We start from the raw sequence: 14,788 nt of genomic DNA, 5'->3' as shown, positions 1-14,788 counted from the left end.
CCCGTGGACGGGGGCCGCCACGGCAGCGCGGGGGTGGAGTCGGGTGGGGGCGACTACTGGACGACGACGGCGGCCGCGAGCTTGGACAGCGGCTCGGCCAGGCCGTTCACCGCGTCCGAGAAGACCTTGCGCTCGGCCTCGGTGACGGTGTCGTAGGAGGCGAAGGTGTCGCCCTGGCGGTACTTGGCGAGCAGCGCCTCCAGCGCGCCGAACGCGGCGTCCAGCGACTTGGAGAGCTCCGGCTCCTTCTCCGCGGCGTACGGCTTGAGTAGCTCGTACGCCTTCTTGGCGCCCTCGACGTTGGCGTTGAAGTCGACCAGGTCGGTGTGGCTGTAGCGCTCCTCCTCGCCGGTGACCTTGCCGGTGGCGACCTCGTCCAGCAGCTCCTTGGCGCCGTTGCCCATGCCGGTGGGGGTGATGTCGGCCGAGCCGACGCGCTTCTGCCAGTCCTTCAGGTCGGCGACCAGCTGCTCGGCGAGCTTGCGGTCGCCGTCGTCGATCTTCTTGTCGGCCCAGAGCGACTTCTCCAGCCGGTGCCAGCCGGTCCACTCCTGGTTCGGCTCCAGGCCGTCCTCGCGGAGGTCGGTCTTGGGGTCGATGTCGCCGAAGCTCTCGGCGACCGGCTCGGTGCGCTCCCAGCCGATGCGCGAGGGCGCGTACAGGGCCTTGGCCTTCTCGACGTCACCGGCCTTCACGGCGGCGGCGAACGCCTCGACCGCCGGGATGGTGGCGTCGGCCTGCTCCTGGACGTACTTGCGGTAGGCGGCGACCGCGGCGTCGAGGCGCGGGTCGCTCTTGGCCGCCGCGCCGTCACCGGTGAGGGTGACCTTCTGTCGGATGCCGTCGCCGACCATGCCCGGCTTGCAGGCGATCTCGTAGCTGCCGGGCTTGATCTCGGCGGAGATGACGACCTTGGTGCCGGGGCCTATGTTCTCGCGCTCGGTGACGATCCGGTCGCCGGGGGCGTAGACGTACACCTCGGTGACCTTGGAGCCCTTGTTGTGCACCGACAGCTGCACGTGGCCGCCGGGGAAGCTGGTCTTCGAGACCTCGCACGCGCTGTCGGAGGCGTTGACCTGAACCGCGTCGCCGGAGCCCGCGTCGGCCTTCTTCTCGGTGCAGCCGGTGAGGGCGGCGCCGGTGACGGCGAGGACGAGAAGGGCGGAAGCCGCGGTCGTACGGCGGGAGGACATGGCGACTCCGGGGGGTGAGGGCAGCTGTCGGCTGGCAGACAGTAGAGCAGGATAGGCATGCCTAACAACCTTTGCACCGTCAGATCTCGGGCAGGTAAAAACTGCCCGCGGAGCGTTTCGACCGGCGCCCTCCCGCCGACCTGGCCCGCCTCCCGCCGCCGGGGCGCCGGCCTCAGGACGGCAGGATCCAGCGCTGGTTGGCGCCCCCGTGGCAGTCCCACAGCTGAAGCCGGGTGAAGTCCGCACTGCTGCCGTCACGGGCGTCCAGGCAGCGGCCCGACACCGGGTTGAGCAGCGTGCCGTCCGGCCGGTGCTGCCAGGCCTGGGCGCCGGTGCCGTTGCAGTCGTACAGCTGGATCGGCGTGCCGGCGGCGGTCCGGCCGTCGGTGACGTCCAGGCAGCGGCCGAACGCCCGCAGCGTGTCGTCCTGCTGGACGGTCCAGTCCTGCGCGCCGGTGGAGTTGCAGTGGTAGAGCTGCACGGCGGTGCCGTTGACGGTGGCCGCGCGGTCGACGTCCGTGCACCGGCCGGCGATGCCGGTGACCGGCCCGCTCGGCCGGGGGGTGCGGAACCGCTGCTCGGCGGCGCCGGAGCAGGTGCGCAGCCGCAGGAGGCCGTCCGCGGCGTGCAGGCAGCGGCCGGAGTCCGGGTGGGCGATCGAGCGGTCCGGGCGGACCGTCCAGCGCTGCGCCCCGGCGCCGGTGCAGTCCTGCAGCCCGAGTTCGGCGCCGTCGGCCGTGCCCGCGGGGTGCAGGCAGCCGCCGAGGAAGCGGATCGTGGCGTCCGAGCCGACCGTGGCCTCCTGCGCCGCGGTGCCCTCGCAGGCGGCCGTCCGGACGGGCCCGCTGCCGTCCGCGACGGCTCCCGCGTCCAGGCAGCCGCCGTCCTCGGCGGTGACCCGGCCCGACCAGGTGGAGACGGCGGCCGAGGCCGGTACCTGCACCGCGCCGGTCAGCCGGGGCGCGCGGGAGGACGCGCCGACGGTGATCCCGTACCGGCCGCCGGCCACCTCCCAGCCGTGGACCTGCGGGTTCCAGTGGGCGAAGGACTCCCGGTCGAGCCGGATCTCCACGTGCCGGGAGGCCCCGGGGGCCAGGGTGACCTTGTCGAAGCCCTTGAGCTGCTGCGGGGGTTCGCCGGCGGCCCCGGGGAAGGCCAGGTAGAGCTGGGGCACCTCGGTGCCGGTCCGGCCGCCGCGGTTGGTGACGTCGAAGCCGACCCGCACCCGCCCGGCGGCGTCCGGCCCCTCCACGGTGAGGTTCGCGTACCCGAAGGTGGTGTACGAGAGGCCGTGTCCGAACGGGAACATCGGCGCCACCCCGGCCGCGTCGTACCAGCGGTAGCCGACGCCCAGCCGCTCGGTGTAGTGGTAGGCGCCGTCCACGCCCGGGTACTGCGCGGGGTCGCCGATCGGCGTGGCCGCCTCCGAGGTGGGGAAGGTGACGGGCAGTCGGCCGGCCGGGTCGGCGTCGCCGAACAGCACGTCGGCGAGTGCCGCGCCGCTCTGCTCGCCCGGGTACCAGGCCTCCACGACCGCCGGCACCTCCTCCAGCCACGGCATGGTCACCGGGCCGCCGGTGTTGAGCACCACCACGGTGCGCGGGTTGGCGCGGGCGACGGCCCGTACGAGCGCGTCGTCCGCCGCGGTCAGGGCCAGCGTGCTGCGGTCGGCGCCCTCGGTCTCCTCGTCGCCGACCACCACCACCGCCACGTCCGAGGCCGCCGCCAGCCGGGCCGCCGCCTCGGCGTCGTCGCCCTTGTGGTGGCGGACGGTCACCCCGGAGCCGACCCGGGCCGCGATGCCCTGGCGGGGCGTCACCGTGTGCTCCGGGTACGGGGTGACGTGCGAGGAGCCGTACCCGCCCGTGTAGGCCCGGTCGGCCCAGGGGCCGAGCACCGCGACCGAGCCCAGCCGGGCGGCGTCCAGCGGCAGCACCGACTGCTGGTTGCGCAGCAGGACGGTGCCCGCGACCGCGGCGGCCCTGGCGTCCCGGGCGCCCGCGGCCGGGTCCGAGGCGGGCGGCTGCCCGCCGTCCAGCGCCCCGGTCCGGGCCATCAGCCGCAGGACCCGCCGGGCCTGGTCGTCGAGGATCGCGGGGGCGAGCCGCCCGTCGGCCACGGCGTCGGCCAGCCCGGTGAAGTGCGTCGAGCCGCCGAACTCCTGGTCGAGCCCGGCCGCCGCGGCGTTGACCGCCGAGTGGGTGGCGGGGTAGTCGGAGCCGACCACCCCGTCGAAGCCCCACCGGCCCTTCAGCACGTCGCGCAGCAGCGGGAAGTTCTCGCAGGCCCAGATCCCGTTGACCGGGTTGTAGCCGCACATCGCGGACCACGCCCGCCCGTCCTGGACGGCGGCGCGGAAGGCCGGCAGCTCGATCTCGGCGAGCGTCCGCTCGTCCACCTCGGAGCTGAACGACTCGCGGTCCTTCTCCTGGTTGTTCGCCGCGTAGTGCTTGACCTGCGCCGCGACACCGTGCGCCTGGACGGCCCGGACCTGCGCGGCGGCGAGCCGCCCGGCCAGCAGCGGGTCCTCGCCCAGGGTCTCGAAGTTCCGCCCGCCCTGCGGGATCCGCACCACGTTCACCATCGGCGAGTAGAGCACCCGGTAGCCGCGGGCCCGCGCCTCGCGACCCAGCACCGAACCGTACGTGCCCGCCAGCACCGGGTCGAACGCGGCGGCGAGCGACACCGGCGCGGGCAGCGCGGTGGCCGGCTGCCCGTCCCGGACGCCCGCCGGGCCGTCGGCCAGCAGCAGCGGCGGGATGCCCAACCGGGGAACGCCCTCGACGTACCCCACCGAGTGCACCCCGTGCGGGGCGGGGACGCCCTGCAGCAGCCGCGCCTTCTCCTGCGTCGTCAACCGGGCCAGCAGCGACTCGACGCGCTGCTCCAGCGGCTCGGCGGCGACGGCGAGCAGGGGTGCGGCGGCGGCTCGGGCGGTGGCCGCGGCTGCCGCCGGGACGGGCAGCAGGGAGGCCGCCAGCAGGCAGCCTCCGAGCCCGGCGAGGAGGGTGCGGGGACGGCGGGGGAGCGGGGGCATGCGGCGCCGATCGACGAGGGGCGGCCCGGAGCGGGCCCGTCGTCCGATGGTCCGTCACAATGCCTGCGCTGCTCCGGAGCCCGGACCGTACCGGCGCGGGCGTGTCGCCGCCGCGGCGGTCACCGCCGCCGCCCGCGGGGCCGCGGGCCTGGAGTGGTGAAGCCGCGGGGCCTGCAGCCGTGAAGCCGCGGGGCCGTGGGCGGCGGGCCTGGAGTGGTGAAGCCGAGCGGGCGGTGCGGCCTCAGCCGGCCTTGGCGGCCCGGACGAACTCCGTGATCAGCGCCGGGTCCTTCACCCCGCGCCGGGCCTCGACCCCGCTCGAGACGTCCACGCCCCACGGCCGGGCCGCGGCGATCGCCGCGCCGACGTTCGCCGGGTGCAGCCCGCCGGCCAGCATCCACCGTCCGGCGGGCGGCCTGGCACCCAGCTCGGACCAGTCCCACGCCTCGCCGGAGCCCGGCACCGGCGAGTCCAGCAGGAGCAGCTCCTCGCCGAAGTCCCCGCAGTCGGAGCCGGCCGCGGCCGCGGCCGAGGTGGCCCGGATCAGCGGCAGGCCCAGGTCGGCCAGCTCGGCGAAGGCGGCGGGCGGGTGGTTGCCGTGCAGCTGCGCGGCCCGCACCCCGGACGCGCGCACGGCCGCCCGGACGTACTCGGCCGGCTCCTCCCGGAACACCGCGACGGTCAGCACCTCCTCGGGCACCGCGGCCACCAGCTCCCGGACCAGCTCCGGCGCCACCCGGCGCGGGCTCTCGGTGAGCACGAAGCCCACCGCGTCGGCGCCGGCCGCGACGGCCGTCGCGACGTCCGCAGCGGTGCTCAGACCGCAGATCTTCACGAACACGTTCCCGGACACTCCCCACTCGGCGACCCCACCGGCCCGGCCGGCCACGCCAGCGTAGTGCCCGGCCGGCCGGGTCGGCGCAGTGCCCGGTCGGGCCCCCGCACCCGCCGCGGGCCGGGGGAACGCCGGCCCGGCACGTTAGGCTGCCCATTCGGGGAGCGGCGCTGCCGCACACGGAACCGTCGAGACACGCCTGGCCGGGCGCTGCCTCGGCCTGCCACGGAGGTACCGGCCTTGCTGAACATCGAGCACCTCATCGAGGGCATCCCGCCGACGGCGGTGTACGCGATGGTGGGCCTGATCATCGGGCTGGAGAGTCTCGGCATCCCGCTGCCGGGCGAGATCGCCCTGGTGTCGTCCGCGCTGCTCGCGGCGCAGGGCGTGGTCAGCCCGTGGGGCGTGGCGATCTGCGCGATCGTGGGGGCGATCGTCGGCGACTCGATCGGCTACTCGATCGGACGACGCGGCGGCAAGCCGCTGTTCGAGAAGCTGGGGCGGAAGTTCCCCAAGCACTTCGGGCCGGACCACCTGGCCAGCGCCGAGCGCTCGTTCCAGAAGTGGGGCATGTGGGCGGTCTTCTTCGGCCGGTTCATCGCCCTGCTGCGGATCTTCGCCGGTCCGCTGGCGGGCGCGCTGAAGATGCCGTACTGGCGCTTCCTGGTCGCCAACGTGCTGGGCGGCATCGTCTGGGCCGGCGGCACCACCTGGGCCGTCTACCAGGTCGGCAAGGTCGCCGAGCAGTGGCTGAAGAGCTTCTCCTGGGCCGGTCTGGTGCTGGCCGCACTCGGCGGCGCCTTCTCGGCGTGGCTGCTGAAGCGCCGCGCCGCCAAGGCCAAGGCGCAGCGCGAGGCGGAGGACGCGGCGCAGACCGCCGCCGCCCCGGCCCCCGCGACGGCCCCGGCCCCCGCGGCGGCCCCGGCCACCGCTGACTGACACGCCGCGCGGCGGACGCCGCTTCGCCAGGACGGCCGTACCGCCGGGATAGCATCTGGGGCTGTCCCGGCGGTGACGTACGGTGACAATCCCCGCCGTGCGGTGACGCGCGGCGACATCCGGCGGTCAGCACCGAGGAGGGCCGATGGAGCCGATGGACAGGCGGACCTGGGACGCGGTGGACGCGTACTTCGTGGAACGGCTGGTCGGCCACGACCCGGTCCTGGAGGCAGCCCAGGCCGACGCCGACGCGGCCGGACTGCCCCGCATCGCCGTCGCGCCCAACCAGGGCAAGCTGCTCCACCTGCTCGCCCTCACGCTGGGCGCCCGCCGGATCCTGGAGGTCGGCACGCTGGCCGGCTACAGCGCCATCTGGCTGGCCCGCGCCCTGCCCGCCGACGGCACGCTGATTACCCTGGAGCTCGACCCGGTCCACGCCGAGGTCGCCCGGGGCAACCTCGCCCGGGCCGGGCTGGAGAAGATCGCCGAGGTGCGCACCGGCCCGGCCGCCGACTCGCTGGCGGCGCTGGCCGCGGACGGCACCGAGCCCTTCGACCTGGTCTTCATCGACGCCGACAAGCCGAGCAACCCCGACTACTTCGGCTGGGCGCTGCGGCTGACCCGGCCCGGTTCGCTGATCGTCGTGGACAACGTGGTGCGGGCCGGCGCGGTCGCCGACGCCGACTCCACCGACCCGGCGGTGCTCGGCACCCGGCGGCTGCACGACCTGATCGCCGCCGAGCCGCGGGTCTCGGCGACCTCGGTCCAGACCGTGGGCAGCAAGGGCTACGACGGCTTCACCCTGGCCCGCGTCCAGGGCTGAGCACGGCGCGGCGCGCACGGCAGGACCGCGGGTCGGCAGGTCGGCAGGTCGGTGGGTAGGCGGGTCCGCAGGTCGGTACGTCAGCACGACAGGAGAGGCGGAGTGGTACGGATGAGGATCGGACTGCTGGGCACCGGCCCCTGGGCGGAGCGGGTGCACGCGCCCGTCCTCGCCGGGCACCCCGGGGTGGAGCTGGCGGGTGTCTGGGGCCGGCGGCCCGAGGCGGCTGCCGCGCTGGGCGCGGCCCACGGCGCCCCCGGCTACGCGGACCTCGACCGGCTGCTCGCCGACGTCGACGCCGTCTCCATCGCGCTGCCGCCGACCGTGCAGGCCGAACTGGCGGTGCGCGCCGCCGAGGCCGGCTGCCACCTGCTGCTGGACAAGCCGGTCGCGCTGACCGTCTCCGACGCCCACCGGGTGGTCGAGGCCACCGCCGCGCACCGGGTCGCCTCGGTGGTGTTCTTCACCGTCCGCTTCGGCGGGGAGCAGCAGCCGTGGATCGAGAAGCAGGCCGCCGTCGGCGGCTGGTTCACCGGGCGTTCCGACTGGCTCGGCTCGGTGTTCGCACCCGGCAGCGGCAGCCCGTACGCGGCCTCGCCGTGGCGCCGGGAGAAGGGCGCGCTCTGGGACGTCGGCCCGCATGCGCTGTCGGTGCTGCTCCCGGTGCTCGGCGACGCCACCCGGGTCACGGCGGTGGACGGGCCCCGGGACACCGTCCACCTGGTGCTGCGGCACGAGGGCGGCGCCTCCAGCACGCTCGCGCTCAGCCTCACCGCCCCGGTCGAGGGCGGCGGCACCGGCATGGAGCTGCGCGGCGAGGCCGGGACGGTCCAGCTGCCCGAGCGCGGCGAGGGCCCCGTCCGGGCGCTGCAGCGGGCCGTGGACGCGCTGCTGGAGTCGGCGCGCACCGGCGAGGCGCACCCCTGCGACGCGCGCTTCGGCCTGCGGGTGGTGGAGATCCTGGCGGCGGCCGAGCGCTCGCTCGCCTCGGGGTCCACGGTCGACGTCTGAGGGCGGCGGCCGGCCCTTACGGAGGCCCGTACGGAGGCCCGCACCGGGTGGCGCCCGGTGCGGGCCTCCGTCGTGTGCGGGCGTGTGCGGGCGGTGGCGGGCGAGCAGGTGGGCGGGCGTTTCGGCGGGGCCGCTGTGCGGGGGCGGCGATACGGCGGAGGCGTTGCGGGGGCCGGGGCGTTGACAGGGCGGGCGCGCGGGCTGAATGCTGAGCAAGCGCTTAGTCACCTTCCCCGAGGAGTGAGCCGATGCCCGACACCCCCGCGCAGCCCGCCGGCGACCCGCCGGGGCTCGACCTGGCCGCCCTCCGCGCGCACCTGGAGCGCGAGCTCCCCGGGGGCGTCGGGGGGCCGCTGCGCGCCGAGCTGATCGAGGGCGGCCGCTCCAACCTCACCTACCTGCTCACCGGCGGCGCCGACCGCTGGGTGCTCCGCCGCCCGCCGCTCGGCCACGTCCTCGCGACCGCGCACGACATGGGCCGCGAGTACCGGGTGATGACCGCGCTGCACGGCACCGAGGTGCCGGTGCCGGCCACCCTGCTGTTCGATCCGACCGACCGGGTCCTCGGTGCCCCCTGGTACCTGATGGCGTACGTCCCCGGCACCGCCCACCGGGACGCCGACGCCCTGGCCGCCCTCGGCGAGCAGCGGGTCCGGGCCCTCGGGCTGAGGCTGGTCGACACCCTGGTGGCCCTGCACCGGATCGACCCCGCGGCGGTCGGGCTCGCCGACTTCGGCCGACCCGAGGGGTACCTGGAGCGCCAGCTGCGCCGCTGGTCCACCCAGCTCGCCGCCTCGCGCAGCCGCGAACTGCCCGGCATCGACCGGCTGTGCGCCCTGCTCGCCGAACGGCTCCCGGCCTCCCCGGCCGCGGCCCTGGTACACGGCGACTACCGGCTCGACAACGTCCTGGTCGACAGCGCCGACGCACTGAACGGCCCCGGCGGCCCGGGCGGGGGCGGCGGCTCGGGTCCGGGCGTCGGCGGTTCGGGGCCGGGCGGTTCCCGCGGTGCCGACCGGATCGGAGCGGTGCTGGACTGGGAGATGTCGACCCTCGGCGATCCGCTCACCGATGTCGGACTGCTGGTGATGTACACCGAACTCGCCGGGGTCGGCGGCGGGTTGATCCCGTCCGCGGCGACCGCACCCGGCTTCCCGTCGGCCGCCGAACTGGTCGGCCGCTACGCCGCGGAGACCGGCCGGGACGCCGCCGAACTCGACTGGTACGTGGCCTTCGCCTCCTTCAAGCTCGCCGTCGTCGCCGAGGGCATCCACTACCGCTACCGGCAGGGCGGCACCCTCGGCGCGGGCTTCGAACGGGCCGGGGCGATGGCCCCCGTCCTCGTCGAGCACGGACTGGCCACGCTGCGCCCCGCCGCCGCCGACCGCCCGGATGCCGACCGCACCGCCCCCACCCCTCGCAAGGAGCAGTGACCCCGATGGACTTCGCCCCCGACGCCCGGACGCTCGAACTGCGCGAGCAGCTGGAGGCGTTCATGGCCGCACAGGTGTACCCGGCCGAGGCCGTGCTGGCCGAGCAGCTCGCCGATCCGGCCCGCCCCGCCTGGACGGTGCCGCCGATCGTCGGCGAACTGCAGCGCGCGGCACGCAAGCAGGGCCTGTGGAACCTCTTCCTCCCCGGTGGGGACGGTGCCGGCCTGAGCAACCTCCAGTACGCGCCGCTCGCCGAAATCACGGGTCGTAGCCCGCAGTTGGCGCCGCCCGCGCTCAACTGCGCGGCTCCGGACACCGGGAACATGGAACTGCTCGCCCAGTTCGGCACCGAGGAGCAGCGGCGGCAGTGGCTCCGGCCGCTGCTCGACGGCGGGATCCGTTCGGCCTTCGCCATGACCGAGCCCGAGGTGGCCTCCTCGGACGCCTCCAACATCGCCACCCGGATCGAGCGGGACGGCGACACGTACCTGGTCAACGGCCGCAAGTGGTACATCACCGGGGCGATGAACCCCGAGTGCCGGATCCTCGTGGTGATGGGCCGGACCGATCCCGGGGCGGCGCCGCACCGGCAGCAGAGCATGATCCTCGTCCCCCGTGACACCCCGGGCGTCACGGTGCGCCGGGGCATGACGGTCTTCGGCTACGACGACGCCGACCACGGCGGCCACGCCGAGGTGCTGTTCGAGGACGCCCGGGTGCCGGTGGAGAACCTGATCGGTGCGGAGGGCGACGGATTCGCCATCGCCCAGGCCCGGTTGGGGCCGGGCCGGATCCACCACTGCATGCGCGCCATCGGCATCGCCGAACGGGCCGTCGAGCTGATGTGCCGCCGCACGCTGGACCGCGTCGCCTTCGGCCGGCCGCTCGCCGAGCAGGGCGTCGTCCAGGACTGGATCGCCGAATCCCGGGTCCGCATCGAGCAGTTGAGGCTCCTGGTGCTGAAGACCGCCTGGCTGATGGACACCGTCGGCAACCGCGGGGCGCACACCGAGATCCAGGCCATCAAGATCGCCACCCCGCGGACGGTGGAGTGGATCCTCGACAAGGCCGTCCAGGCGCACGGCGCGGCCGGGGTCAGCCAGGACACCCCGCTGGCCCAGCTGTGGGCGGGCAACCGCACCCTGCGGCTGGCCGACGGCCCGGACGAGGTGCACAAGCGCTCGCTCGCCCGACGGGAGTTGCGCAAGTACCGCGCCTGAGCCGAGGCCGTCCCGCCCGGGCGGCTGTCGCGCCCGGGAACACCTGCCCACGCCCCGGCGGCCGTCGCGCCCGGGAACACCGGCCCGCGCCCGGGCGGTGCCTCAGCGGATCTCGCTGTCCGGGTTGGCCTCGTCCCAGCGGCGACGGGAGTCCAGGATCGCGTCGTGGTGGTCGTACGACCAGTCCGCCATGGCGCGGACCAGGTGGGTCAGCTCGTGCCCGAGCGCGGTCAGCTCGTACTCCACCTGCGGCGGGACGGTCGGGTGGACGGTTCGCGAGACCAGGCCGTCCCGCTCCAGCCGGCGCACGGTCAGGGTCAGCATGCGCTGCGAGATGCCCGGCAGGGAGCGCTGGAGCTCGCGGAACCGCCGTACGCCCTGGGCGAGTTCGACGACCACCAGGACCGACCACTTGTCGCCGAGCCGGTTCAGGACGTCGCGGATGCCGCAGTCCACACCGTCCTCGCACCAGACCACCGGACGGGGGGTGGTTACCCCGGTGTGCCCCACTGACATGAATGTGCCTCCTTACGCCGGATGATCATACTGAGCACGATGGAAGCCGTCGCGGCACGACGACCGCAGCGACGACCACCTCGACGACCACGTCGACGGCCCATCGGAGGGACCATGCTTCTCGTCACCGGAGTCAACGGCGGCCTCGGCCGGCTCGTCGTCGACGAGCTCACCGCCCGGGCGGGCGAGGACGTCCGCCTGGTGCTCGGCACCCGCACCCCCGACCCGGCGGACGGCGGACCGCCCACCCGCCGGGTCGACTTCGACGACCCCGCGAGCCTGGACGCCGCCTTCGCGGGCGTCCGGACGCTGCTGCTGATCTCCGCCGGCTACGGCGAGGACGACACGGTGATCGCCCGGCACGGGGCCGCGATCGGGGCCGCCGAGCGGGCCGGCGTCCGGCACGTCGTCTACACCAGCCTCTCCGGCGACGGCGACCACCTGGCGTACGCCCTGGCCCACCGCTGGACCGAGCGCCGGCTCGCCGCCTCGACCGTGCCCGGCTGGACGGTGCTGCGCAACGGCCTGTACGCGGAACTGCTCGGCGCCCTGGCCGCCCCGGACGCCGACGGTGTGATCACTGCGCCGCTGGGCGAGGGCCGGCTGGCGGCGGTCGCCCGAGCCGACCTCGCCGAGGTCGCCGCGACCGTCGCGCTGGCCCCGGAGCGGCACGCGGGCCGCGTCTACGAACTGGTGGGGGAGCGGGCGATCGGCGGCGCCGACCTCGCCGGGGCGCTCAGCGGCGCGGGCCGCCCGGTCGTCTACCGGCCCGCCTCGCTGGCCGGGGCGCGGCGGGCGGTGGCGGGTTCCGGCGCGGTGCCGTTCCAGGTGCCGATGCTGGTGGGCACCTACTCGGCCATCGCGCACGGCTTCCTGGACGGCCGCGGGCTCGACAACCACCTGCCGCAGCTGCTCGGCCGCCCGCCGCGACCGGCCCTGGAGGTGATCGCGGCGGGTGCTGGTGCGCGGGTGGGCACGGACGCACGGTAGCCCGTCCGCCGTGGGCCCGGCCGCGGCGCCGGCCTCAGTCCGGGAGCACCACCAGCCGGCCCGTGCTGCGGCCGTCGGCCACCAGCTGGACCGCCTCCGCGGCCTGCGCCAGCGGCAGTCGGGCGCTCACCAGCGGGCGGACCGCGCCGCGGTCGGCGAGCGCGGTCAGCTCCGCGTGGGCGGTGCGGACGGCCTGCGGGTCACGGGTGGCGTAGAGGCCCCAGTGCAGGCCGAGGATGCTGTAGTTCTTCACCAACGCGTGGTTGAGGGCGGGTGCCGGGATCTGGCCCCCGGCGAACCCCACCACCACGATCCGGCCCTCGAACGCGGTGCAGCGGGCCGAGCCGGTGTAGGCGTCGCCGCCGACCGGGTCGAAGACCACGTCGGCGCCCCGCCCGCCGGTCGCCTCCTTGACCGCCGCCACGAAGTCCTCGGCGGTCCGGTCGACCACCAGGTCGGCGCCCAGCTCGCGGGCCACCGCGGCCTTCCCGGGCCCGCCGACGACCGCGATCACCCGCGCCCCGGCGGCCCGGCCCAGTTGGACGGCCGCGCTGCCCACCCCGCCCGCCGCCGCGTGCACCAGCAGCGTCTCGCCCGGCCGCAGCGCGGCACGCCGGTGCAGGGCGAACCAGGCCGTCTGGTGGCCGATGTGCAGGGCGGCGGCCTCGGCGTCGTCCAGGGCGTCGGGCGCGCGGAAGGCGGCACCGGCGTCCAGCAGGGCGTACTCGGCGAACGCGCCGCCGGGCAGCACCGGGGTGCCGACCACCCGCTCGCCGCGGGGCCAGGGCCCGGCCGGTTCGACGACCTCCCCGCACAGCTCCACGCCCGGGGTGAACGGCAGCGGCGGGCGCACCTGGTAGTGGCCGCGGACCATCAGGGCGTCCGGGAAGTTCACGGCGGCGGCACGCACCCGGACCAGCAGCTGCCCCGGTCCGGGCACCGGGCGGGGGACGTCCGCGGCGAGCCGCATCGCGTCACGGGGTTCGCCGAGTGCGGCGACCTGCCAGGCCCTCACAGCGCACCCCCCATCTCCAGGCCCTGCTGCAGGCGGTTCATGCCGTCGAGCCAGCGGTCCGGGTCGGCGGTGCGGGCGGCGGCGTGGCCGGCCACCTCGGGGTGCGGCAGCAGCAGGAAGCGTTCGGCGCGGATCCCGTCGAGGGCCGCCTCGGCGACGTCCTCCGGGTCCAGCGCGGTCGGTGCGAGCAGCGCGGCGGCGACCGGCCCCGCGGCGTCCAGCAGGCCGGTGCGGACGCCGGCCGGGCAGAGCGCGTGCACCCGCAGGCCGCGGTGGCGGTAGGTGGCGGCGAGCCACTCGGCGAAGGCCAGAGCGGCGTGCTTGGTGGCCGAGTACGGGGCCGAGCCGAGCATGGTGAGCAGCCCCGCGGCCGAGACGGTGGCCACGAACCGGCCCTCGCCGCGCTCCAGCCAGCGGGGGAGCAGCAGTTCGGCGGCCCGGACGTGGGCCAGGACGTTGACCTCCCAGGCGCTCGCCCAGGCCGCGGCGGGGGCGTCGGCCCCGCCGCCCGGGGCGACGCCGGCGTTGGCACACCAGATGTCGATCTCGCCGAGTTCGGCGCGGGCCGCGGCGACCAGGGCGGCCACGCCCTCGGGGCTCGCCGCGTCGCCGGGGGCGGCGACGGCGCGGGCGCCGATGGCGCCGGCCACCGTACGGGCGGCGGCCGGGTCGAGGTCGTTGACGACCACCCGGCCGCCGGCCCCGGCGAAGGCGAGGGCGAGGGCCGCGCCGATGCCCCGGCCGGCACCGGTGACGACGACGCCCCGGCCGGCGAAGCCGTCGGCGGGCGTACGCGGGGCGGGTGCGCCGCCCGGGGCGGCCGACCGGTCGGCGGGGCCGGTCACAGCCCGCCGCCGAGGGTGACGCCGCCGTCCACGACCAGGGTCTGGCCGGTCAGCCAGCCGGCGTCGGAGGAGAGCAAGAAGGCCACCGCGCCCGCCACGTCCTCGGGCACCCCGAGCCGGCCGAGCGGGTACGCGGCGGCGACCTCCTCCTCGCGCCCGGTGTACAGAGCCTCGGCGAACTTCGTCTTCACCACGGCGGGTGCCACGGCGTTGACCCGGATGCCCTGCGGGCCGAGTTCGGCGGCGAGTTCGACGGTCAGCCGGATCAGCGCGGCCTTGCTGACCCCGTACAGGCCCAGGCCGGCGGAGGCGCGGATCCCGGCGACGGAGGCGATGTTGACCACGGAGCCGCCGTGCTCGCCCATCCAGGCCGCGTGCGCGTGGCGGGTCCAGGCGAGCGGGGCGAGGACGTTGACGGCGAGGATCTTGGCGGCGGCCGCCTCGTCGGTGGTGAGGACCGGGCCGTAGACCGGGTTGATGCCGGTGTTGTTGACCAGGTGGTCGAGCCGCCCGAACGCCTCGACCGTGCGGGCGACGGCCTCCTCCTGGTGGGCGGGGTCGTCGGCCTTCCCCGCCACCCCGAGGGCGACCTCGGGGCCGCCGAGGTCGCGGACGGCCTCGGCCAGCGTTTCGGGGGTGCGCGCGGTGAGGCAGACCCGGGCGCCGCGGGCGACCAGCTCCCGGGCGATCCCGAGGCCGATACCGCGGCTGGCGCCGGTGACCAGGGCCACCTGGCCCTTGAAGGAGTGCACCACGGAGGGTCCTTTCGCAGGGGGTTCGAGGCGAGGTGACTAAGCGCTTGCTCAGCATGCTGTCGGTGCGGGACGCTGTCAACAGCCCGCCCGCCCCCGCGGCGGGCCCGGCGGATCCCGGTCCGTCCCCGTCAGCCCCGGTCCCGTCCCGGTCCCGCCCCGGTCCGTTCCGGGGCGCC

General features: G+C 76.0%; 13 protein-coding genes. 6 read left to right on the top strand and 7 right to left on the bottom strand.

The annotated features are described in order from the left end of the window. Window positions 1–53: 53 nt before the first annotated feature. From efeO to ACWGB8_RS21930, 3 genes are all read right to left on the bottom strand, one after another. On the bottom strand, window positions 54–1,193 hold the full coding sequence (gene efeO / locus ACWGB8_RS21940; RefSeq protein WP_452215229.1) for an iron uptake system protein EfeO: 1,140 nt from the start codon (window positions 1,191–1,193) through the stop codon (window positions 54–56). Between the two features lie 172 nt (window positions 1,194–1,365). Next, the gene (locus ACWGB8_RS21935; protein WP_452215228.1) at window positions 1,366–4,230 is read right to left on the bottom strand and encodes a glycoside hydrolase family 3 C-terminal domain-containing protein; all 2,865 of its coding nucleotides are present in this window, start codon (window positions 4,228–4,230) and stop codon (window positions 1,366–1,368) included. Window positions 4,231–4,471: 241 nt separating this feature from the next. Continuing rightward, on the bottom strand, window positions 4,472–5,071 hold the full coding sequence (locus tag ACWGB8_RS21930; RefSeq protein WP_452215227.1) for a phosphoribosylanthranilate isomerase: 600 nt from the start codon (window positions 5,069–5,071) through the stop codon (window positions 4,472–4,474). A 237-nt stretch (window positions 5,072–5,308) separates the two neighbouring features. Between ACWGB8_RS21930 and ACWGB8_RS21925 the strand changes: the two genes are divergently transcribed. The 5 genes from ACWGB8_RS21925 (at window position 5,309) to ACWGB8_RS21905 (ending at window position 10,491) form a co-directional block, all read left to right on the top strand. Next, entirely contained in the window at window positions 5,309–6,004 is a 696-nt protein-coding gene (locus ACWGB8_RS21925; RefSeq protein WP_452215232.1) for a DedA family protein, read from the top strand. Window positions 6,005–6,158: 154 nt separating this feature from the next. Further along, complete coding sequence (locus ACWGB8_RS21920; protein ID WP_452215231.1) at window positions 6,159–6,827, top strand: O-methyltransferase; 669 nt, start codon at window positions 6,159–6,161, stop codon at window positions 6,825–6,827. Between the two features lie 111 nt (window positions 6,828–6,938). Next, on the top strand, window positions 6,939–7,838 hold the full coding sequence (locus tag ACWGB8_RS21915) for a Gfo/Idh/MocA family protein (protein WP_452215226.1): 900 nt from the start codon (window positions 6,939–6,941) through the stop codon (window positions 7,836–7,838). Between the two features lie 248 nt (window positions 7,839–8,086). Then, window positions 8,087–9,271 (top strand): phosphotransferase family protein, encoded by a 1,185-nt coding sequence (locus ACWGB8_RS21910; protein WP_452215225.1) that lies wholly within the window; start codon window positions 8,087–8,089, stop codon window positions 9,269–9,271. A gap of 5 nt (window positions 9,272–9,276) precedes the next feature. Next, complete coding sequence (locus tag ACWGB8_RS21905; protein ID WP_452215224.1) at window positions 9,277–10,491, top strand: acyl-CoA dehydrogenase family protein; 1,215 nt, start codon at window positions 9,277–9,279, stop codon at window positions 10,489–10,491. A 102-nt stretch (window positions 10,492–10,593) separates the two neighbouring features. On the opposite strand, the gene ACWGB8_RS21900 is transcribed toward ACWGB8_RS21905, so the two are convergent. Continuing rightward, the gene (locus tag ACWGB8_RS21900) at window positions 10,594–11,007 is read right to left on the bottom strand and encodes a winged helix-turn-helix transcriptional regulator (protein WP_452215223.1); all 414 of its coding nucleotides are present in this window, start codon (window positions 11,005–11,007) and stop codon (window positions 10,594–10,596) included. Window positions 11,008–11,121: 114 nt separating this feature from the next. On the opposite strand from ACWGB8_RS21900, the gene ACWGB8_RS21895 reads away from it, so the two are divergent. After that, window positions 11,122–11,997 carry an NAD(P)H-binding protein gene (locus ACWGB8_RS21895; RefSeq protein ID WP_452215222.1) on the top strand — a complete coding sequence of 292 codons (876 nt, stop codon included), beginning with the start codon at window positions 11,122–11,124 and terminating at the stop codon, window positions 11,995–11,997. Window positions 11,998–12,031: 34 nt separating this feature from the next. On the opposite strand, the gene ACWGB8_RS21890 is transcribed toward ACWGB8_RS21895, so the two are convergent. Genes ACWGB8_RS21890 through ACWGB8_RS21880 form a run of 3 tightly spaced genes read right to left on the bottom strand, consistent with a single transcriptional unit; the run spans window position 12,032 to window position 14,612 of the window. Continuing rightward, entirely contained in the window at window positions 12,032–13,012 is a 981-nt protein-coding gene (locus tag ACWGB8_RS21890) for an NADPH:quinone oxidoreductase family protein (protein ID WP_452215221.1), read from the bottom strand. Beyond that, on the bottom strand, window positions 13,009–13,857 hold the full coding sequence (locus ACWGB8_RS21885; RefSeq protein WP_452215220.1) for an SDR family NAD(P)-dependent oxidoreductase: 849 nt from the start codon (window positions 13,855–13,857) through the stop codon (window positions 13,009–13,011). Before ACWGB8_RS21885 ends, ACWGB8_RS21890 begins: the two co-directional genes overlap by 4 nt. Next, window positions 13,854–14,612, bottom strand: a complete 759-nt coding sequence (locus tag ACWGB8_RS21880) for an SDR family oxidoreductase (protein WP_452215219.1) — start codon at window positions 14,610–14,612, stop codon at window positions 13,854–13,856. The genes ACWGB8_RS21885 and ACWGB8_RS21880 overlap by 4 nt, the downstream gene beginning before the upstream one ends. Window positions 14,613–14,788 lie beyond the last annotated feature (176 nt).

It is taken from the genome of Kitasatospora sp. NPDC054939 (assembly GCF_053610105.1).
Note: the sequence above shows the minus strand (reverse complement) of the source record. Positions and strands in the feature narration are given on the sequence as shown.